Here is a 21,064-nt window from a genome sequence, read left to right on the forward strand (position 1 = left end):
CCAAATCCGCTTATACTTTGTTGCTAAGGAGAGTTCAGACCATGCCGGAACAAGCGCAAGCCCTGCACACGGACAAATATCAGATCAACATGCTCTATGCCCATTGGGTTAACGGCACGCTCAACCGTCGGGCGGTGTTCGACGTCTATTTCCGCAAGCAGCCCTTCGGCGGCGGCTATGCCGTCTTCGCCGGCCTGGAGCGGGTCATCCGCTATCTGGAGGAGCTGCGCTTCGACGAGGAGGCCATCCGCTACCTGTCGGAGCAGGAGGAGCAGTACGATCCCGCCTTCTTCGACGAGCTGCGGACATTCCGCTTCAGCGGCACCCTGCACTCCGTCGAGGAGGGGGAAATCGTCTTCGCCGGCGAGCCGATCATGCGGGTGGAAGCGCGGATGTTCGAGGCCCAATTGATCGAGACCGCCTTGCTCAACTTCGTCAACTTCCAGACGCTGATCGCCACCAAGGCCGCCCGCATCCGCCATGTCGCTCGCGAGGACGTGCTGCTCGAATTCGGCAGCCGCCGGGCTCAGGAGCAGGACGCCGCCTTGTGGGGGGCACGGGCGACCTATCTCGCCGGGTTCGATGCCACCTCCAACATGTTGGCCGGTTACCGCTTCGGAATTCCGACCAAGGGGACGCATGCCCATTCCTGGGTGCAGGACCATGACAGCGAAGAGGAGGCGTTCGCCCGGTTTGCCGATGCGCTGCCGGATCAGACGACGCTGCTCGTGGATACCTACGATGTGCTGAAGAGCGGTGTGCCCAATGCGATCAAGACGGCCAAGCGGCTCGCGGAGAAGGGCAAGCGGCTGAAGGGCATCCGCCTGGACAGCGGCGACTTGGCCTACCTGTCCATCGAGGCGCGGCGGATGCTGGACGAAGCCGGGCTGACCGATGCCAAGATTACCGCGTCCAACGACCTCGACGAGGATACGATCTTTGAAATCAAAGCGCAGGGGGCGAAGATCGACATCTGGGGCGTCGGCACCAAGCTGATTACCGGCGGAGACCAGCCCGCGCTCGGCGGCGTCTATAAGCTCGTCGCCCGCGAGAAGGACGGGGGGCTCGTTCCGACGATCAAGATTTCGGCCAACCCGGAGAAGATCACCACCCCCGGCATCAAGGCCATTTACCGCATCGTCAGCCGGGTATCCGGGCGCGCCGAAGGCGATCTCATCACGCTGGCCGAAGGGGATGTTCCCGACGGTCAGCCGATTCAGTTGTTCAATCCGACGCACACGTACATTCAGAAGAAAGTCAAGGATTACGAGGCGATCCCTCTCCTGAAGCCAATCCTGAAGGACGGCGTGCAGGTATACCAAATTCCGCCGCTTGCGGAGAGCCGCCGGTTCCATACCGAGCGCCTGAAGCTGTTCTGGCCGCAATACCTGCGGCGGCTTAACCCGGAAATCTACCCGGTCGACCTAAGCCGCAAGGCGTGGGAGATGAAGATGCAGCTCATTCAGGAGCATATGTCCTAGAGCGGACGGGGGCCGCCGCGGGGGCGCGCGGCAACTTCCCCTAATTGCGAATTTTTTGTTATAATGGACGCAGCAAGCATCCACTGGTTCAAGGGAGAATTCAATGATCGGGAAACGAGTCCAAGAGTTGCGTTTGAAGAAAGGGCTAACCCTCTCGGAGTTGGCCGAACGGGCCGGCGTGGCCAAGTCTTACCTCAGTACGATGGAGCGGGACATTCAGTCCAATCCCTCCATTCTCTTCCTGGAAAAAATCGCTTCGGTTCTGAACGTGACGGTCGAATCCCTGATTCATGCAAGCCCGGAAAACGGCGGTGAGGAAGCCAAGCGAAACGAGGAGCTCGACGAGGAATGGCGGACGCTCGTCCGGGACGCGATGGCGTCGGGAGTGAGCAAGGAACAATTTCGCGATTTTTTGGAATACAACAAATGGCGGCTGAACAAAGGCGACAAGGACGAATAAGCCCGTCCGGCGGAGCCTTGGTTTGGACGCGGCAAGCCGACCCTAACCGAACGGCGACCGTTTCCGGGAGAATCCCGGAGGCGGCCGCCGCTTTTTTTGGGGAAAGTTCCCCGCCTCCCCGGACAGGCTGTCGGAAGCTGCTGGAATCGTTCCAATCTTGTAAAAAGTTTCTTCCTTCCGACAACGGATTGCGACAATCATGTACGGGGATATCCGCTATAATCAGGAAACGGAAAAGAACCCGCCTGCGCCGTCATGCGCGAGAGCGGGTCAAAACGGGTCCTTGGAGGCGGAAGCGATGAATGGAACGACCGAGCGTATGAGGGAATGGGACGTCGAGTGGCAGGAGCTGATCCAAACCGCCCGGGACATGGGGTTATCTGTTCAGGAGGTGCGGCTGTTCCTCGCTTGCCCTTGCCCGCCGGTCTTGCTGGAGTCCGCCGGGATCGAGGCCAATTCGGTTTGACCGACACAGGCTCATTCGCGGGATGAGGGAGCATCGCCGTTGTCCTTGCGGTAGCGGCCCGGGGTCTGGCCGGTCCATTTCTTGAAGGTCTTCACAAAATAATTGTCGTTCGGGAAACCGACGATGCGCCCGATCTCGCTGGCGGCGAGGTCCGTCTCCATCAGCAGCAGCCGGGCTTTGTCCACGCGCAGCCGCTGGATGTGGTTGATCAGCGTATCGCCGGTTTTTTGCTTGAACAGCCGGCTCAGGTAATGCTCCTCCATGGCCACCATCCGGGCCATGCCCCGAAGGGAGAGGTTCTCTTCGTAGTGCTGACGCAGGTAATCGAGAATCCGGTTGATCTCGGCGTGATCGGTCCGGCTTTCCCGCGCCTTCGCGGTCGCGGACAGCCGCGCCTCCGCGCGGCCGAGGAGCAGCCGGAGCAGCGCCGTATGGGAGTCCGCGGCGTCGTCCGCGAGCGGCGGGTCGGCGGCCGACGTTCCTTCGGCGATGCTGGCGAAGATCCGGTCGAGCCGCGCCGCCGCTTCGCGGACGAGGCGGAAGTCCGTCCGGTTGTCTTCCAGCCTGCGCCAGTAGGAAGCGAGCGCGTCGGCCAGCCCGTCCCGCCGCTCTCGCTCGAACGCCTGGATGGCTTCTTTCTCCGCCGCCCAGGAGAGGGCCTCCCCGGCAGGAGACGCAGGGGAGGGAGACGCGGGCGAGTTGGGGGAGGCGAAGGAAGCGGAGCTTCTCTCCGGCCGCCAACCCGCCGCGCCGTCGTACCAGAGCCGTCGCATCTCCGCCAGATGGCCCCGCCACCTGGCGGCAAGCTGCTCCGGCGGGACGGGGTGGCTGTAGACGCCCCGGCCGGGCAGGGCGGCAAAACTCGCCGGCGCCGCTGCAACGGGCGCGTCGCGGTACCAGAAGAACAGTGTGCGGAGGCCGTCTGCGGCAAAGGCGCCCGTCCATATCCCCGGCTCCCGGGATAGCGCCCCTCGCTCCAGCACGTCGGCCGGGGACAGCGCATCCGGGCCGTCCAGCTGCGTGAGCAGAATCACCCGGCCGAAGCGGGGAAGGGCCGGGGAGACGGGAGGCACGGGCAGAACGGGCGGGCATTCGGCATCCTGCGCCCCCTGCCTGCCCGTTGCGCCCGTCCCGGATTCGCAGACCGCCGTCCATACCTGGCGGTAATAGTCGTCGTAGAGGCGGCTCATCAAGAGGTCGTTGCGTTCGTGCTTCTCGGCCAGCTCCGCGCCAGCCTTCGTAAGCGTATCCTGCAGCGCAGCCACGCTCATCGACAGCTTCAGCAGATACCCGCTCGCCCCCAGCTCCAGCGCCCGGCGGGCATATTCGAATTCGTTCATGCAGGTCAGCATGACGAACCGGCTGGACATGCCTTCGGCGCGGGCCGCCTTCAGCAGCTCCAGCCCGTCCATGACCGGCATGAGAATATCCGTGATGACCAGATCGGGAAGCTCTCGGCGCATCTCGGCGAGCGCCTCCTCGCCGTTGGCCGCTTCCCCGGCGACGGAGAAGCCCAACTCCTCCCAAGCGATCAGCTTGCGGAGCTTCCTCCGGACAAAGGGCTCATCTTCCACCAGAAGTACCTTCCACACCGAACTCGCCTCCTGACTGATACGGTTTTGCGATGAGCAGCGGCAGCTCGATCCGGGCGAGCGTCCCCCGTGTGACACCGACGAGCGAGATGCGGCCATCCTCGCGGAACAAGAGCTGCAGCCGCTGCGCGAGATTGGCGACGCCGATGCCCTTGCGCCCTCCCGGCGGCGTCTTCGCCGCCGGCTTCAATCCGCTTCCGTTGTCCTCGATTTCCATCACCAGCGCGGAGCCTTGCTGCCGGGCCCGGACCGTGATCCGCGCATCCTCCGGCATTCGGGCAAAGCCGTGCTTTACGGCATTCTCCGCCAGCGGCTGCAGGCTCAGCTTGGGGACGAGGGCGTGCTCCAACTGCTCCTCCACTTCGTACACGACCGTAAGCAGACCGTCATAGCGGAAATTCTGAAGGAACAGATAAGCCTGCAGCAAATCCAGCTCGTCCTTCAGCCGGATCAGCTCGACCTCCGAGTTAAGGCTCGTCTCCAGCAGCTTGCCGAGGGAGATGCAGATGTCCGCCGTTTCCTCGTCCCCCTTGTCCAGCGCGTTCCATTTGATAATGTTCAGCGTGTTGAGCAGGAAGTGGGGGTTCATTTGAGCCGTCAGCATTTGATAGTGAACCGCTTCCTTCTGTCGTTCCTCCAGCTTCAGCTTGAGCAGCAGGCTGTGGATATCCTCCATCATCGTATTGAAGGTCAGCGCCAATTCCTGCATCTCTCCCTTGAACAGCCGTTCCGGGACACGGGTGCGCAGTTCCTTGGCGGCCGATTCGGCCATTTTGCGCCGGAGCAGCTGCAGGGACCGGGAGATGGCGGAGGAAATGAACACCGTGACCAGAATGAACGCCAGCGACAGCAGGAGATACGACCCCAGCAGATTGCTGCGGATTTCCTTCATGTTCCCCAGGTAGGTGTTCATCGGCAGATAGGACAGGAGATACCAGTCGAATTCATACAGCCGGGTCCCGCTGAGAATCGAGGTACCGCTTCGATCTACCAACTGATAGCGGTCGTTCGCTCCCAAATGTCGGATCAGCCGTTCGGTCAGGCCCGGCTCGATCTCCATACGGGCGTCGCTCTGACCGAGCGGCGTCCCGTTGCTGTCCACCAACTGGTAGCTCTGCTGCAGCAGCAGGTCCCGCGAGGTCTCGCTTAGCCAGTTGCCGTAAAAGAACTCAAGACGAAGATACCCGAAGGGTTCGCCGTTATCGCCGATCAGGAGAGCGTAGAGCGAGAGGGTGGAGCCGGGAACCCAGCGGTAGCTGTCCGACTGGGGGGAGAGACCGACGAAGCCGGGATCGTTGCGGAAGGCTTCGTAATCTCCCGGCTCCCCGTTCTGGCCGTCGGGAAGGTATAACTGGCCGCTTCGGTCGGCGAAGGTGACCGCCACCTGGGCGGGCAGCGCAAGCGAGCGAACCCGGGCGGAATCCTCCAGGACCAAGACGCGCTCCTGTCGGTTCATCGAGCTTGGCTCGGCAAGCGCCTGTTGGGTGTTCCGGTCCTTCTCCAAAAACAGATAATAGCGAAACATATTGCCGATGGCATCGGTCAGGGACCGCTTCATGAGGTCGAGCTGTTCGGCCGCCTTGTCCTCGAATTCGCCGGTGACGGAAGCTTCGATCTGCCGGTAAGAGTAGAGCTGCAACAGGAACAGAGGCAGCAAGATAAACAGGAGGACGGCAGCGAACAAGCGGTTTTTCAAGGTCTTGGGCCATAGCCGGATCCGCATGCTGCCTCACCTCCTCCGATGGTCCTATTTTTTCCATTATAACACGGAGCCACAAAGCCGGCGCCCGCTTAAAGCGGTGCCGGCCAGATGCAGCTTGTGTGTTACGGGGCGAACCCGAGTTCTTTCAACTGGGACATGGCGCTGTCCCGATAGGTCTTATATTGGAAGGTGGTGTCCAGCTTCTTCAGGAAGGCGTCAAAGCTCTCCAGCTTGTTCTTGCCGTAATAGAATTTCAGCAGCTCCTCCTGCTTGAAGCGCTCGGCGTCGGCTGAATTGTAGCCGGCGGGAAGCGTGATGTAGCCGCCGAAGATTTCGATCAGCTTGGCCGCATCGTTGGCTTCGATATACGGCTTCTGCTCGGGGAATTTGGTGCTGAGGTAATCCTTTTCCGGTCGGCCGGCCAGTTGATACACATAGGTATAGGCGGCTTCGGGAGATTTGTCGGTAAGGACGGCTTTGCCGTCGGCTCCGAGCGTGAAGTGGGTATCTTTCACTCCGAATTGGACCAAGAGCGAGCCGTCGCCCTTCGCCATGTAATTCAGCATTTCCAGAATCTTGTTCAGCTTGGTTTCATCCTTGGCTGCAGCCTTCGAAATGGTTACAAAGCCGCTGGTGACTGCGGTGTCGTTCTGGCCGACCATGCTGCCGCCGGGGCCGGTCAAGTCGCTGACCATCACCCAATCGGCGTTCGGGTTGGCTGCCTTCCATTTCTGTTTTTCCTCGTTCTTCATAATCAGCGACCAGTCGCCGACGAAGATGCCCGCCTTGCCCTGGAACGCTTTGTCTTTGGCGTTTTCCGGCTTGTTGCTGGCGATTTCCGGGTCGACCGATCCGGTGGCGAGCAGCTTGTTCATGTAGCTGATGGCCGCCTTCATCTCCGGCTCATAGAGGCCATGGACCATTTTGCCGTCCTTCAAATAGAAGTTGTCCGCCGTTCCGTGCAGGTTGGTAACGACGCTGCTCAGCATGCCCAGCTGTCCGGTGATTCCGAAGGTATCCTTCTTGTTGTTGCCGTCGGGATCTTTCTCGGTAAACGCTTTCGAAACCTCGACCACTTCATCGAGCGTCTTCGGAACGGGCAGGCCCAGATGATCCAGCCAGTCCTTGCGAATCCAGAAGAAGGGGTAATAGGCGGTGGGATTCTTGGACACTGCATAGATCTTGCCATTGACCTTGGAGCGCTCAAACGTCTGGTCGCCGATGGCAGACTTGACGTCGGCCAGCTTGTCCATATACGGCGTCAGATCGAGGAGCAGGTTCTTCTTGGCGTATTCCTCATACTGAGTCTTGTCCTTGAATTCGATCACATCCGGCAAGTCGCCGCCGGCGGCGCGCACGTTCAGCTTCTGAATCATCTCTTCGGGCGTTGCGGACAGGGTCAGCTTGATGTCGGTGTTCAACGCTTTGTCGAGTCCTTGCTTGACGAAATCGTCAGCCGGCTTCGGCAAGGTGTTCGTAACGGACCAGCCGACTTCCATGATCTCGATCGGCATCGCCTTCGCCGAAGCGGAGCCCGGCTTGGCAGAGGCACCGCTTGCCGCCGGATCGGCCGAAGCCCCGCTGTCGGATGCCGATTTGCCGCAGCCGGTCAGGATCGTGGCCGTGATCAGCGTGACGCTCATGGCGGTGGCGGCCCACTTCTTGGCTTGCTTGTTGTTCATTCGCTACATCCCCTCTGTAGTTGAATAGTTAGGAAGTTCTCTATTGAGCCGGGGCCGGAATGCGAGAGCCGGCCCCGGATTCAAACGTTCGTCAGCCCTTCAGGGCTCCGATCAGCATTCCCTTCGTTAGGTGCTTCTGTACGAAGGGGTAGATCGCGATGACAGGCAAGCAGGCGACCACCACCGAAGCCATGCGCAGCGTGTTGGTCGGCAGTGTGGCATCGACGTTGCTTTCCGCCGATTCGGCGGACATCAGCAGGCCGCGGACGATCACCTGCAGCGGATTCAGGTCGGTGTCCGTCACGTAGAAGACGGCGGGGAAGAACACGTTCCAATTGCCGACCATGTAGAACAGGCCGACGGTCAGCAGCACTGGAATAGAGAGCGGCAGAGCGATGCGGGTCAGGATGGTAAATTCGCCCGCTCCGTCGATGTGCGCCGATTCGTACAGTTCCTCCGGAAGACCTTCGAAGAAGGTTTTGGCCACCAGAACGTTGAAGGTCGAGACCGCTCCGGGGATGATCATCGCCCAGATGGTGTTGAGGATGCCGGTTCCTTTGACCACCAGGTAGGTGGGGATGAGTCCGCCGCTGAACATCATGCTGAACACGATCAGGAAAATGAACAGCCCGCGGCCCTTCAGTTTTTTGCGGCTTAAGGGAAAGGCCAGCAGCACGGACAGGATGAGGTTAACTGCCGTTCCGACCACCGTGACGAAGGCCGTTACCCCGAATGCCCGGGGAATGGACTCCATGCCGAAGAGAAGCCGGTATGCCTCGAAGGTAATCTTGTGCGGGATGACCACGAAGCCGCCGTTCCTCAGCACTTCGCTGTACGGGGTCAGCGAGACGGAGAACACGTACAACAGGGGAAAGACGGCGACGACGGCGATGAGGATCAGGAAGCAATAGATCAGGATATCGAAATAGCGCTCCGAGCCGCGGTTCACCATAAGCTGCCACCCCACCTTCGGCCGAGCAGATTGGACAAGTAGACCAGCGTCAGGCCGATCAGCGATTTGAACAAGCCCACGGCGGTGGCCAGGCTGAAATTCATCTGCTCCAGACCGACCCGGTAAACCCAGGTATCGATGACGTCGGCGACGGGATAGACCTGAATGTTGTACATGATGTAGATCTGCTCGAAGCCGGCATCCATGATCGAACCGAGCTTCAGGATCAGCATCAGCATGATCACGGTGCGAATGCCGGCAGCGTGATATGCCAGATCCGGCGCAGCCGGCCCGCTCCGTCGATCCGCGCCGCCTCGTAGAGCGTCGGATCGATGCCGGACATGGCTGCCAGGTAGACGATGGCTCCCCAGCCCATGTCCTTCCAGACGTCGGTGCCGACGAGAACGCTGCGGAACAGCTCCGTGGAGGTCAGGAACGGGATCGCGGCGTGGCCGCTGTCCACCGCCAATCGGTTGACGAGACCGGAGGTCTCGGAGAGGAAGGCGATGCAGATGCCGTAGATGATCACCCACGACAGGAAGTGGGGCATGTAGCTCAGCGTCTGAACGATCCGGTTGAGCCACATCACGCGCCCCTCCTGGAGCAGGATCGCGACGAAGATCGCCGGGATCATGCCCCAGAGCAGCTTGTAGAAGCTGATCAAGAACGTGTTGGTGATGAGCTGCGTGAAGTAGGGCGAATCGAAAAAGAATTTGAAGTGCTTATACCAGGGATCGGCCCAGGGACTCTTCAGGATGCCTCCCAGAATGTCGTAATCCTTGAAGGCGATGAGTACGCCGTACATGGGCACATATTTATAGATGATGTAATAGGCGATTCCGGGCAGCAGCATCAGATAGAGGGTGCGCATCCGCCAGATTTCCCGGTACCAGCTGACCGCTTTCGCTTGCTTCGGAGAGGCTGTCGCCTCAAGAGCAGCGGTTGGTTCATCCAAGGCCTTTCACCTCCTGTGTGTGAAACTCGCCTGCGGTAGGGAAGCAAGCGGATAGGAGCAGCGATGGGTTTACCCGTAGCAGCGAATCTCGTAGACGGCGGCGGCCGGGTCGCCGTTCGTGGCGGTTATGACAACGCGCAGCTTCGAGGCGAGCACGGCTGCGTCCAGCGCATGCACGCGCTTCTGCTGGTAATTGCCGCTCTCCCGGTGCAGGACGGTCCATTGGCCGTCGATCCAGCCTTCGATCTGGTAATCCTTCGGGCACTGGGGATCGCGATAGAATGGCGGGTAGTCGTGATATTCGCGTATCAGATGGCCGGGAAAGACCAGCTCCACCGAAGCGATCCGCTGCGGCTCGGACCAGCCGAGCTCCAGCCACTGCGGCAGCGGCTGTGCCGGATCGGAGCGCCACAGGTTGGTCTTGCGGTGCGGCCGGGTCGCGCCGCTCACCGCATGGGCGGCTCCGTAGCAGGGCTGCGGCGGATCGATGCGGAAGCTCCGCGTGTTCCAGCCGCCCCGCAGCCGATCCTCCGTGATGCTGTAGGCGAAGGGATGGCCGGGCACGATGGTGCCGGTGGAATGCCAGATCACTTGCTCGTTCGGCAGAAGATCGAGCCGGACATAGCGATTGGCGGCAAGTCCGGTAAGGGCGGGGGACCAGGCGATCCATTGCTTCTCGCCCGGAGGCACCTCAAGCGTGCCTTCGGCGATCGGCTCGCCGGTCTCGAGGCGGTAATCCCAGATGTGCTCGGTGGGCATGAGCCGTACCCGGAGCGTCTCCGTGCTGTCGCCGGTATTGGTTAAACAGACGCTGATCGTGTTCAGCTCGCCGCATCCCAGGCCGATCCATTGGGTTTTGACATCCCGGAGCCGATCCCACTCCCATCCGGCGTGGGGGTCCGGCTCGACCGGCTTCTGCGGCCGGGTTTCGCCCCAGCCTACCAGGGCAGTCGGGTCATTCGGCTTCGGCTCAGCCGGTTCCGCGCCGAAGAGCAACGCTTCGCTGCTCGCGGAGACGGAGGCGGAGCGGGCCAAGTCGGCGGGATCGCCGTTGACCGCATTGGGCAGGAAGCAGCCGTCGCGCAGCAGCGTCTGCTTCAGCGTCTCCGCTTCGGTGCCGCCGCCGTAGGCGGCGAGGGGCAGGCCGCTCTTGCGGGCGAGCGCGGCAGCCGTGCCTACCGCTTGGCCGAGCAGGGCCGTTGTGCCCTGCACGCGCACGGTTCCGAGCGCAGCGTGGGTCACGCTGATGTTGCGCCCGGCGAGCAGCAGGTTGTCCATATCCTTCGACACGCAGGAACGATAGGGAATCCCATAGGGGCCGCAGTACTTCTGGGCGCCTTCCTTGGCATTGTAGTCGTTGGCGGCTTCCGGCTCGCTGCTCGCCGCAAGCAGTCCGCCCGGCGTGTGCAGGTCGAGAAACCAGCCGCCGAACGCAATCTCGTCGGGAAAGACGGTCAGCTGCGTGATGTCGTGTTCGGTCATGAGGTACTGACCCATGACCCGGCGGCTTTCCCGCTTGCCGGGGACTTGTCCTACCCAATCGAGCGCATAGTTGGCGGCAAGCTCCTTGGTCTCGGGGTCCTTGTTCTTGATCCAGTCCCATACGCCGAGGGTGTGGCGGGTTAACTCGTGGCGGATGAGCTCCGCATCGTAGATCGTATGCCAGGGCATGCCGATCTCCAGCCACCAATAGCCGCCGCGGATGTCGTAGGGCTTGCGCCCCTGGTTATAGAAGAAGCTGGCATCGTCGTATTTGATGGCCCAGTCCGGCGCGTGAAAGGGAACCGGCCGGCCCATGTCCTTGGCCTTGAAGTGAATCGAGTTGCCCATGACGTTGTTGTTGGCCGTGAGGGGCGCGTGCGGCTCTCCGAATTCGTCCCGGCCCTCGCAGCCCATCCGCCATTCGCATCCGGCCAGATCGGCCACGAGGCCGTCGCCGGTGCAATCGATGAAGGTGTCCGCTTCGAAGCGGATGCGGGTTTCGCCGTTCGCGACGATGCCGGTAACGCTCCGGATGGTCCGGTCGTCGGCTTTTTCCACCTCCTGAACGCTTGTATTCAACCGGATGGCCAGATTGGGCGTATTCACCGCCATGTCGTACATAACCATGTCCCAGACGCTGTTGGTCCAGCCATTCTCCAGGATGACCTCATGGTTCAGGGCCCGCTCCTCGATCAGCAGCTCGGAAATGATACCGGTTTCCCGGGCATAGGGATGAAAGGCGGCAGCGCCGTGGGGCGTGACGCGAACCTCGGAGGAGCTGTTGCCGCCGAAAACGGGCCGGTCCTGAATGAGGCAGACGCTCGCTCCGTGGCGGGCCGCGGCGACCGCCGCGCAGAATCCCGCCAGTCCGCCGCCGCATACGGCGATGTCATACCGCTCTGTGATGTGCTTCATAAGTTCTCTTGTGCCTCCTTGTATAGGGCTTCCCTGTCAGTATAGCGGGAGCGCCGGAAAGGAGGGAGGAACAGATTTGACCACTTAGTAGAACAAATTTATCTTTTTTTGAGCGACGGGGGCCTTGTCCCTCTCTTTTTTCGGCGGAGAAGGTTGGCAGGTGATTCCCAATCCGTTACCATGAGAATGGAACGTTTTATGAATCTTTTTCAAGACGAAGCGCGTATAGACCGGATATCGACAGGGGAGGGAACCGAATGAGTGTTTTGCAGCTGGAGGGAGTCACCAAGCGCTACGGCGACAAGACGGCCGTCAGCGGAATAAGCCTGAATGTGGAGCGCGGCGAAATCTTTGGTCTGCTCGGGGGAAACGGAGCGGGAAAAACGACGACCATGCGCATGGTACTGGGGCTCATCTACCCGGACGAGGGCCGGATTCTGTATCACGGCAAACCGTATTCGAAGGAACTGATCGGCAAGCTGGGCTACCTGCCCGAAGAGCGCGGACTCTACCCGAAGATCAAGGTCAGCGACCAGATTCTGTATCTGGCCGAGCTCCGCGGCGTCCCGCGGGCGGCGGCGGACAAGGCGCTGAAGGGCTGGTTGGACAAGTTCGAGGTGCCGGAGTATTACGGCAAGAAGGTCGAGGAGCTGTCGAAGGGCAACCAGCAAAAGATTCAGTTCATCGCCGCCGTCATCCACAATCCGGATATCCTCGTGCTGGACGAAGCGTTCAGCGGTCTCGACCCGGTCAATGTCGAGCTGCTGAAGGCGACCGTGCTGGAGCTGCGCGAGCAGGGGAAGACCATCCTGTTCTCCAGCCACCGGATGGACCATGTGGAAGAGCTGTGCCGGAATATCTGCATCTTACATAAGTCGAATACGGTGCTGAAGGGAAGCCTGCGCGACATCAAGGCCTCCTATCCGAAGGAGCGGGTGCTCCTGGAAACATCGGTGCCGGTGACGGGGCTCGACCGGCTGCCGGGCGTTGCCGTGGTCAAGGCCGAGGAGTCCCGCTACGAGCTGCGGGTGTCCGAACCTTCGGCCGCCCAGCAGATCCTGCAAGCCGCGATGGCGGAGGCGGACGTCCACCGGTTTCAGATTCTGGAGCCGACGCTCACCGAGATCTTTATCAAGAAAGTGGGGGATGGCGAATGAGAGGCTTCTGGACCGTTCTTCGCTTTACGTTCCTGAACCGCATCCGGTCGAAATCGTTCATCTCGGTCACGATTATCTTCGCCCTGCTGATCGCCGCGGGCGTGAATGCGCCGAGCATCGTTGCCCATTTCTCCGAAGGGAAGACGACCAAGGTCGGCGTATTCGCCGACGGCGAGCTTGCCCCGCTTCTGAAGGAAGTGGTGGGCAGCCAGGAAAAAGACAAGCTGTCGCTGGTCGAGTACCCCGACAAGGGCTCTGCCGCCGCCAATGAAGCCTTCGCCCAGACCGCCGTGGAGAACGGCGAGGTCAGCGGCTTCCTCGTCGCGAAGCCCGGGGCGGAAGGGACGTTTCCGAGCTTCCGCTATCTGTCCAAGGGCACCTTCACCCAGACCGGCACCAGCACCAAGCTGGAGGCGGCGCTGCAGACGGTCAAGCTGAAGCAGACCGTCAAGGAGCTGAAGCTGACGGAGGAGCAGATCGCGCTCCTGAACGCCCCGGTCGTGCTGGAGCGGCTGCAGATCAATTCCGGCGGCACGGGAACCGACCATGCCTCGGAGGGCAAGACGCCCTCGGAGCAACTCGTGTCATACATCCTGGTCTACGCGCTCATGGTGCTGCTGTTCATGGCGCTGTCCATGTACGGCAACATGACCGCCTCCGAAATTACGGCGGAGAAGAGCTCGCGCGTGATGGAGGTGCTCATCACCAGCGTCTCGCCGCTCAAGCAGATGTTCGGCAAGGTCTTCGGCATGTTCCTGCTCGGCGTCGTGCAAATGGCCGTGTTCATCCTCGTGGCGGTGGGCAGCCTGAACCTGCCGAACAACCAAGACTTCTTCGCCGAGAATAACCTCGATTTCGGCAGTGTCCCGGCAAGCCTGTACGTCTACTTCGTGCTGTTCTACCTGCTCGGCTTCTTCCTCTACGTGATTCTCTATGCGGCGATGGGCTCGATCGTCAGCCGCACCGAGGAGCTCGGGCAGGCGATCATGCCGGTCACGATCCTGTCGCTCGCAGCCTTCTACATCGGCCTGTACGGCATCAACGCGCCGTCCGGCACCTTCATCCGCGTGGCGTCGTTCATCCCGTTCTTCACGCCGAACGTCATGTTCCTGCGGATCGGCATGCTGTCCGGCGTCCCGGGGTGGGAGATCGGGCTGTCGCTCGCGCTGCTCGTCGCCGCCATCCTGTTCTTCGGCTGGCTGTCGGCGAAGATCTACCGCACCGGCGTGCTGATGTACGGCAAGCGGCCGTCGATCAAGGAAATCCGCAAGGCGATGAAGGCGTATAAGCTGTAAGGAACGCACTCGAATCCAAACCATACTCGCGTCTGAGTGGGATATCCATTCAGGCGCTTTTTTTGTTTGCGTCGAGCTTCGCTTTCCGCATTTCCGTGAGATTTTAAAATAAATCGTGCATCGCTCTCATAGGAACGGCATTTCCGGGATGATACGATAACGGGGTAGACAATAGGGAGTTCAAAGTAGGAGGGTTTAAGATGTTGAGATGGAAGCGTTCTCTCTCGGTTTTGGCCATGACGGCATTGGTGGGAACCTTGGCCGCATGCGGCGGAAACGGAGGAGCCAAAGATGCCGACTCGTCGGTAAAACCGACGGGCACTTCGGCAGCGGAAACGAAGGCGCCCAGCAACGAGCCCGTCAAGCTGCGCATCATGTGGTGGGGCTCTCAGCCGCGCCATGAAGCCACCTTGGCCGCACTGGATTTGTACACCAAGAACAACCCCAATGTGACGTTTGAGCCGGAGTATTCCGGGATGGATGGCTATTTGGATAAATTATCGACCCAGGCTGCGGCCAAAAACGCACCCGATGTCGTTCAGCTCGATCCGGGCTGGATGCCGGATTGGATGTCCCGCGGCCAATTGGCGGAGCTTGCCCCTGAAGTGGACGTAAGCAAATTCGACGAGAAATTGCTGTCCGGCGGCCAGCTTGACGGCAAGCAGTACGCCGTTCCGCTCGGGTCCGTCGCTTTCGGAATGGTCTACGACAAGGCAGCGATGGATAAGCTCGGCATCAAGAATCCGCAGAACGGCTGGACCTGGGACGATTTCTTCGCGTTGGCCAAGGAATCCAAAGCCAAGCTGCCGAAGGGCCAATACTTTTCCCTGGATTACGGCGGCAACTACTTTGTCTACTCGGCTTACCAATACGCCAAGGGCAAGGGTCAGGTGATTACGGATGACGGCCACTTCAACGTCGATCAAGCCACCTTCCTGGAATGGACCAAGAAGTTCCAGGAGCTTCGCAAGGAAGGGCTGGTTCCGCCTGCGGACGTGAACGCATCCGATAAGGAAAACGATCCGCAAATGGACCTGCTGGCCGCAGGCAAAGTACTCATGCGCTACAGCTTCTCCAATAACCTGGGGACCTGGGACAGCATCAAACCGGGGGCTTACGCCTTGGTCACGATGCCGCGGGCCGAGCAAGCCGGCGGATGGCTGAAGCCGTCGATGTTCCTGGCGGTGACCAAGAACTCCAAGCATGCCGAAGAAGCCAAAAAATTCGTCAACTGGTTCGTCAATAGCCAGGAAGCGGCGAACATCCTGCAGACCTTCCGCGGGTTGCCGGCCAACAAGGAGATTGCCTCTTCACTGGAAAAGAGCATGAGCGACTTGGATAAGGTTGGCTTGGGACTTCTTCGCGCCACGGAGCCGGATGGCCAGAAATGGTCGGCCGGAGCAGGCGGCTGGACGAACTTTATCGACAAGGACTGGGTGCTGGTCCGCGACCAGCTGATGTTCGAGAAGGTGACGCCGGAGCAAGCCTTCGATCAACTGAAGGAAGCCGCGCAATCGTACGAAAAATAATTCATCCATAGTGCCCAAGGGAGCGGTGGCTACCGCTCCTTTGCACTTCGTCCATCCCACACTGAACCTCAAGAGGTGACCGCCATGAACCGAACGACCGCTGCCCTGCCCCCGGCCGCCGCGAAGCCGAAGATAAGGTCCTCCCGTCGAGGCAGATGGGGAGCTTCGCTTACGGGCTATCTGTTTATTTCGCCGTGGCTGATCGGATTTCTCGCGCTCACGGCTTATCCGTTGTTCCTGTCGCTGTATTACTCTTTTACGGACTATACCTTAATGAAACCCATCGAGTGGACCGGAACCCGCAACTATGAGCGCATCTTTACGGCGGACCCGAAATTCATCGCTTCCGTAAGGGTAACCTTCACGTATGTACTGGCCTCCGTTCCTCTGAAGCTCATCGCCGCTCTGCTGGTTGCGATGATCTTAAGCAAAGCGGTACGAGGGATCAGCTTCTACCGGACGGCGATTTACTTCCCTTCGCTGATCGGCGGCAGTATCGGGGTATCCCTGCTGTGGCGCAACATTTTCGGCGTGGACGGGATCTTCAACAAGATCATCGGGTTCTTCGGATTTGAAGGGAAGGGCTGGATCACCAATCCGGACACGGCGCTCGGTACGCTGATCCTGCTGACGGTCTGGCAGTTTGGCTCGACCATGGTTATCTTTCTGGCGGGGTTGAAGCAGATTCCGAACGATCTGTACGAAGCGTCCGCCGTCGACGGGGCCAACCGGGTAACCCAATTCTTCAAGATTACCCTGCCGATGCTATCGCCGATCCTCTACTTCAACTTAATCATGGCGGTCATCGGCGCCTTCCAGATGTTCACCGCCGCCTTCGTCATTACGAACGGCGGGCCGATGAATTCCACGTACGTCTATGCCTTGTACTTGTATGAACGGGCATTCAGCCGGTATGAGCTGGGGTATGCCTCGGCGCTGGCCTGGATCATGCTGGTCATGATCGTGGCGGCCACGGTTCTGATTTCGTATACCTCCAAGTACTGGGTGTTCTACGAAACCGATTCGGGAGGGGGGAAACGGAGATGACGCGGAAGCCATGGAAGCCGGTAATCCGACACACGTTCATGATCCTGTTCAGCTTCATCATGCTGTACCCGGTTCTCTGGTGGGTCGGGTCCTCCCTGAAGCGCAGCACCGAGCTCGGGTCCCCGGGGATTTTTCCGGCCGTCCCGCAGTGGAGCAACTATGTAAAAGGCTGGCACTCCATCCCGGGGCATACGTTTACGGACTTTTACCTGAACACCTTCGGATTGGAACTCGCCGTCATTGCAGCGACGCTCGTCTCCTGCACCCTGGTGGCCTTCGGCTTTGCGCGGCTTGACTTCCCGCTGAAGGGGTTCTGGTTCTCCATCCTGATGCTGACGCTGATGATGCCGGGCCAGGTGCTGATCATTCCGCAATACGCCCTGTTCTATAAACTGGGTTGGGTGAACACGTATCTGCCGTTTATCGTTCCCCACATGCTGGCCGGCGGGGCGGGCGGAACCTTCTTCGTCTTCCTGCTGATTCAATTTATCCGCGGCATTCCCAGGGAGCTCGACGAATCGGCCAAAATCGACGGGTGCTCCTGGTTCGGCATCTACTGGCGGGTCGTGATTCCGCTGACGATTCCGGCGATCATCACGGTCATGATCTTCTGCTTCCTGTGGAATTGGGACGATTTTCTCGGTCATCTGCTGTACCTGAACACGGTCGAGAAGTATACGGTCGGCCTGGCCCTTAGGATGATCAACGATTCCCAGTCGGCGCAGGAGTGGGGCCAACTGCTCGCCATGTCGCTGGTTTCCGTCGTTCCGGCCACGGTGATCTTCACCTTCCTGCAGAAGTACTTCGTCGAGGGGATTGCGACTACGGGGATTAAAGGATAAGATGGAGGCAAAACTCCGTCCCATAGCGGTAAAACGTCGAATTTTCCTTCGCCGTTTTACCGTTATTTCGCTTGAATCGGCAGGAAAGGAAGGCTGGGGCTTTTGACCAATCCGTTTAAGAAATTCAGGATCGACCGCCTGTTCTTTCACGGCTATGCCGGCTTTCTCATTGTGGTGATCGCCGTTACGGCCTGGACGAGCTACAGCAATTCGTCGAAGGCGCTCGTCCGGACGACCTCTTACTACCAGCAGCAGCTCCTGGATGAGCTGAACAATGAGATTACGACCCGTTTGGATATGATCGAGCAGATTTCCCTATCCAGTTCCCGCGACAGCGAGTTAACGAGCTTTCTGCAGAACCGGCAGGATGAATTCGAACGGCACCGCAGGCGGGGGAACGTGGAAAGCGCCCTGTCCAATCTCACCTTCGCGATTCCCTTGATTCAGGGAATCGATCTTTATATGAACAATCCCACCCCGAGCGAGCGGCAGAATTACATTCAATTCCGGGACTTCGGGACGCTCGACAACCAGGAGTTCTCCGCCTGCCTGGAAAAGAATGATTTCTGCTGGTCGAAGGAGTATTCCTTCCCCAGCTTCCAGGGAACAGTTCCGGTGCTCAGCTTCGCCCGGAAGATCGTCTACGACGATGACTATCTGGGCGTCCTCGTGATTCACATCAAGGCGAACGAAATCCGCAAGCTGCTGACCGGCAATTCCCACAGCTCCAACCGAATCCTGGCCAATGTCGAAGGGGATCGGATCATGAAGATCGGTGAACCGCTGGACCAGAACGAGTGGTCGGAGTGGATTCACCAACAAAACGGCAAGTCGGGCTATGTCCATATCAAGGGGCCCGACAAATCCGCCAATACCCTGCTGGTCTATTCCCGGCTGGACAATTCCAACTGGACGCTGATCGAGTTCACCTCGTGGAACCGAATCACGTCAAGCAGCTTGCAACTGGCGGAATGGATCGGTCTGATCGGGATCGCCGCCGTGCTTCTGGTCCTGCTCTTGACCCTCGGGCTCAGCAAACAATTCACCAAGCCCATCAAGCAGCTCGTTACCGCGATGCGCCTGTATTCGGTCGGCGGGACCAAACCCGAGCTGCCGACCGATTACCAGAATGAATTTGGCTATCTGTTCGCCGGCTACCGCAAACAGAACGAGCGGATCGAGGAGCTTTACCTGTCGCTGGAACGCCGTCACGAACAGCAGAGAAAGGCCGAGATCGAGGCGCTTCAGGCCAATATCAATCCGCATTTTCTCTATAACATGCTGGATCAATTGAACTGGATGGCGATCGACGCCGGCCAGAAGGAGCTCAGCCGCATTCTGGAGTTGATGGGACAGATGTTCCGGATTGGCTTGTCCAACGGCAACAGCTTTATCCCGATTGCGGATGAGCTCAAGCATGTCCAATGCTATTTGGAGATTCAGCAGCTGCGCTGGGGCGATGGCCTGGACTACCGGATTGAGGCCGACCCGGAGCTGCATGAGTATTTCATTCCAAAGCTTATCCTGCAGCCGTTCGTCGAGAATTCCATTGTCCACGGCTTCAACAAGCGGCCATGCGGTCAAATTGTCGTCCGCATGCAGCGGGACGGGGAGGGACTGCGGGTGATTATCGAAGACAACGGAACCGGTCTGAAGCCGCAGGAAGACCGGCAACCGAAACGCCATACCGGAGGATACGGCGTACGCAACGTGAAGGAGCGAATCGCCGGTTATTTCGGAGAGGCTTACGACGTGGTGCTGATGGAGCGGGAAGAGGGCGGGACGAGGGTCGAGATTGGTCTGCCCCTGCTGACGGCGCCTCCTTCCATGTCGGAAAGGTAAAAGGCCGCGCTGCTTGGCGGACGCAGGAGGGGGATATTGATGTGGAAAATTGCCATCGTAGACGATGAGCGCCAGGTGCTGCAGGGGATGAAACGGGCCATTCCTTGGGAGGAGCTGGAGGCGGAATGGGCAGGCGAAGCGATGAACGGAGCGGACGGGCTGGAGATGATCCGGTCCGCCTGTCCGGATATCGTGATTACGGATATCTATATGCCGGTGATGAACGGCCTGGAGATGATGGAGCAGCTGCGCAAGGATGGGTTCCCGGGCAAAATCATCATCTTGAGCGGGTATTCGGATTTTGAGCACGCGAGGCAGGCGCTCCGGTTTCAGGTCAGCGACTATGTCTCCAAGCCGATCAGCATCCCTACGCTCACCGCGATCTTGACCAAGGTGATTCAAGAACTTGCCGAGGAAGAGGACAAGCGAAAGCGGCAGGGCGAGCTGGAGCTGAAAATGTCGCTGTTCGAGCCCTTCATCGAGAAGGAATGGGTGCGCTCTGCGGCGATCGGCACCCTCGACCCGGCCTACCGCGAGGATAGCCACCTTCCGCCGCCCTACCGGTATTGGCGGGAGCGCAGCCATCTGACGGTTGGCATCGACCTTCTCCGCGACGAGCGGGCGGGCTGTCTATCCGTCTCCGATTGGAACCTGTTTCGCTTTGCGGTCAGCAATATCGCCTGCGAGGTCGCCCGCAAGCCCTTTCCGGATGTGGAATACACCGAGCTCCACAGCACCCGGTCCTTGCTGATTCTTCATCCGCAGCCGGAGGATGAAGGGAGGGAACTGGAGAAGCGACTGGAGGAACTGGGAATCCGCCTGGCCGACAGCATCGGCAGCTATCTGAAGCTGGCCGCGCGAATCGGAATTGGCGGCCTTAAGGCCGAATGGACGAAGATCTCCGATTCGACGGAAGAAGCGTTTCGCGCCATCGACCAGAGGGCGGCAAAGGCCGACGCGGCCTACGAGGTCTACCTGTATCGGGAGGAGCGGGGAAGCCAACCGGAGAGCGTCGTTCCTTTTCCGGTGAAGCTCTCCTACCGGCTGGCCAGCGCGATGAAATCCTCGCAGGAAGCCGAAGCGCATCAGCTTGTGCAGGAATATATGGCTGTGTTGAAGCAGCATAAGGGAATTTCGCCCGCCTATGTGCAGATGCTGGCGAGCGAGCTGTGGGGCATCATCGCCTACTCGCTCTATGAAACGGGCATGCTGCTGGACGAGTGGTTTACGAGCGACCGGATTGCCAGAGAAATCGGCAGCCTGTTGGTGCCGGAGCAACTGGCAGGCTGGCTGAAGGGCAAAATAACCGAGCTTTGCCGCAGCCGGCAATGGAAGGGAAACGGCAAGCACCGGCAGGTCGTCGAATATATGACCGGGTATATTCATGAGCATTACGCCGAGGAGCTTACGCTTGCCGAGCTCTCGGAGAAGGTGTTTATCTCGCGGAATCACCTCTCGATAATTTTCAAGAATGTGACCGGCGAATCGTTCAACACGTATTTGACCCGGGTGAGAATCGAGAAGGCGCGCGAACTGCTCCTGGAGAGGAACATGCTGGTTTATGAGGTCGCAGAACGCGTCGGCTACAAGAATATTCCTTACTTCAGCACGCTGTTCAAGAAGATTACCGGAATGAATCCGACGGAGCTGATTAAATGATCACAG

15 protein-coding genes and 1 pseudogene are annotated in these 21,064 nt (G+C 59.7%); 10 read left to right on the forward strand and 6 right to left on the reverse strand.

All coding sequences use genetic code 11. The features are described 5' to 3' along the window. Nucleotides 1–41 precede the first annotated feature (41 nt). The 3 genes from ACSEXS_RS00700 (at nucleotide 42) to ACSEXS_RS00710 (ending at nucleotide 2,407) form a co-directional block, all read left to right on the forward strand. Nucleotides 42–1,481 (forward strand): nicotinate phosphoribosyltransferase, encoded by a 1,440-nt coding sequence (locus ACSEXS_RS00700; RefSeq protein WP_438431266.1) that lies wholly within the window; start codon nucleotides 42–44, stop codon nucleotides 1,479–1,481. Nucleotides 1,482–1,584: 103 nt separating this feature from the next. Further along, nucleotides 1,585–1,941 (forward strand): helix-turn-helix domain-containing protein, encoded by a 357-nt coding sequence (locus ACSEXS_RS00705; protein WP_438431267.1) that lies wholly within the window; start codon nucleotides 1,585–1,587, stop codon nucleotides 1,939–1,941. Nucleotides 1,942–2,239: 298 nt separating this feature from the next. Beyond that, complete coding sequence (locus ACSEXS_RS00710; RefSeq protein WP_438431268.1) at nucleotides 2,240–2,407, forward strand: anti-repressor SinI family protein; 168 nt, start codon at nucleotides 2,240–2,242, stop codon at nucleotides 2,405–2,407. Between the two features lie 11 nt (nucleotides 2,408–2,418). Here the strand turns inward: ACSEXS_RS00710 and ACSEXS_RS00715 are convergent, their stop codons facing one another. The 6 genes and pseudogenes from ACSEXS_RS00715 to ACSEXS_RS00740 form a co-directional block, all read right to left on the reverse strand. Further along, nucleotides 2,419–3,999 carry a response regulator gene (locus ACSEXS_RS00715; RefSeq protein WP_438431269.1) on the reverse strand — a complete coding sequence of 527 codons (1,581 nt, stop codon included), beginning with the start codon at nucleotides 3,997–3,999 and terminating at the stop codon, nucleotides 2,419–2,421. Then, nucleotides 3,971–5,722, reverse strand: a complete 1,752-nt coding sequence (locus ACSEXS_RS00720) for a sensor histidine kinase (protein ID WP_438431270.1) — start codon at nucleotides 5,720–5,722, stop codon at nucleotides 3,971–3,973. The genes ACSEXS_RS00715 and ACSEXS_RS00720 overlap by 29 nt, the downstream gene beginning before the upstream one ends. 101 nt (nucleotides 5,723–5,823) lie before the next feature. Further along, nucleotides 5,824–7,383, reverse strand: a complete 1,560-nt coding sequence (locus ACSEXS_RS00725) for a type 2 periplasmic-binding domain-containing protein (protein ID WP_438431271.1) — start codon at nucleotides 7,381–7,383, stop codon at nucleotides 5,824–5,826. A 91-nt stretch (nucleotides 7,384–7,474) separates the two neighbouring features. Beyond that, entirely contained in the window at nucleotides 7,475–8,335 is an 861-nt protein-coding gene (locus ACSEXS_RS00730; protein WP_438431272.1) for a carbohydrate ABC transporter permease, read from the reverse strand. Next, nucleotides 8,329–9,206: pseudogene (locus ACSEXS_RS00735) on the reverse strand (ABC transporter permease). Before ACSEXS_RS00735 ends, ACSEXS_RS00730 begins: the two are co-directional and overlap by 7 nt. Nucleotides 9,207–9,359: 153 nt before the next feature. Then, the gene (locus ACSEXS_RS00740; RefSeq protein ID WP_438431273.1) at nucleotides 9,360–11,687 is read right to left on the reverse strand and encodes an FAD-dependent oxidoreductase; all 2,328 of its coding nucleotides are present in this window, start codon (nucleotides 11,685–11,687) and stop codon (nucleotides 9,360–9,362) included. 257 nt (nucleotides 11,688–11,944) lie between these two features. Here ACSEXS_RS00740 and ACSEXS_RS00745 point away from each other — a divergent pair, with 257 nt between their 5' ends. The 7 genes from ACSEXS_RS00745 (at nucleotide 11,945) to ACSEXS_RS00775 (ending at nucleotide 21,058) form a co-directional block, all read left to right on the forward strand. Further along, complete coding sequence (locus tag ACSEXS_RS00745; protein WP_438431274.1) at nucleotides 11,945–12,844, forward strand: ABC transporter ATP-binding protein; 900 nt, start codon at nucleotides 11,945–11,947, stop codon at nucleotides 12,842–12,844. Beyond that, complete coding sequence (locus ACSEXS_RS00750) at nucleotides 12,841–14,139, forward strand: ABC transporter permease (RefSeq protein WP_438431275.1); 1,299 nt, start codon at nucleotides 12,841–12,843, stop codon at nucleotides 14,137–14,139. The genes ACSEXS_RS00745 and ACSEXS_RS00750 overlap by 4 nt, the downstream gene beginning before the upstream one ends. Before the next feature lie 200 nt (nucleotides 14,140–14,339). Continuing rightward, nucleotides 14,340–15,668 carry an ABC transporter substrate-binding protein gene (locus ACSEXS_RS00755; RefSeq protein WP_438431276.1) on the forward strand — a complete coding sequence of 443 codons (1,329 nt, stop codon included), beginning with the start codon at nucleotides 14,340–14,342 and terminating at the stop codon, nucleotides 15,666–15,668. Between the two features lie 84 nt (nucleotides 15,669–15,752). Continuing rightward, entirely contained in the window at nucleotides 15,753–16,715 is a 963-nt protein-coding gene (locus tag ACSEXS_RS00760) for a carbohydrate ABC transporter permease (protein WP_438431277.1), read from the forward strand. Further along, on the forward strand, nucleotides 16,712–17,557 hold the full coding sequence (locus ACSEXS_RS00765; RefSeq protein ID WP_438431278.1) for a carbohydrate ABC transporter permease: 846 nt from the start codon (nucleotides 16,712–16,714) through the stop codon (nucleotides 17,555–17,557). Before ACSEXS_RS00760 ends, ACSEXS_RS00765 begins: the two co-directional genes overlap by 4 nt. A 102-nt stretch (nucleotides 17,558–17,659) precedes the next feature. Then, the gene (locus ACSEXS_RS00770; protein WP_438431279.1) at nucleotides 17,660–19,399 is read left to right on the forward strand and encodes a cache domain-containing sensor histidine kinase; all 1,740 of its coding nucleotides are present in this window, start codon (nucleotides 17,660–17,662) and stop codon (nucleotides 19,397–19,399) included. A gap of 39 nt (nucleotides 19,400–19,438) precedes the next feature. After that, nucleotides 19,439–21,058, forward strand: coding sequence for a response regulator transcription factor (locus ACSEXS_RS00775; protein ID WP_438431280.1), 1,620 nt, complete (start codon nucleotides 19,439–19,441; stop codon nucleotides 21,056–21,058). Nucleotides 21,059–21,064 lie beyond the last annotated feature (6 nt).

The organism is Gorillibacterium terrae, from assembly GCF_051594785.1.
GTDB lineage: Bacteria > Bacillota > Bacilli > Paenibacillales > NBRC-103111 > Gorillibacterium.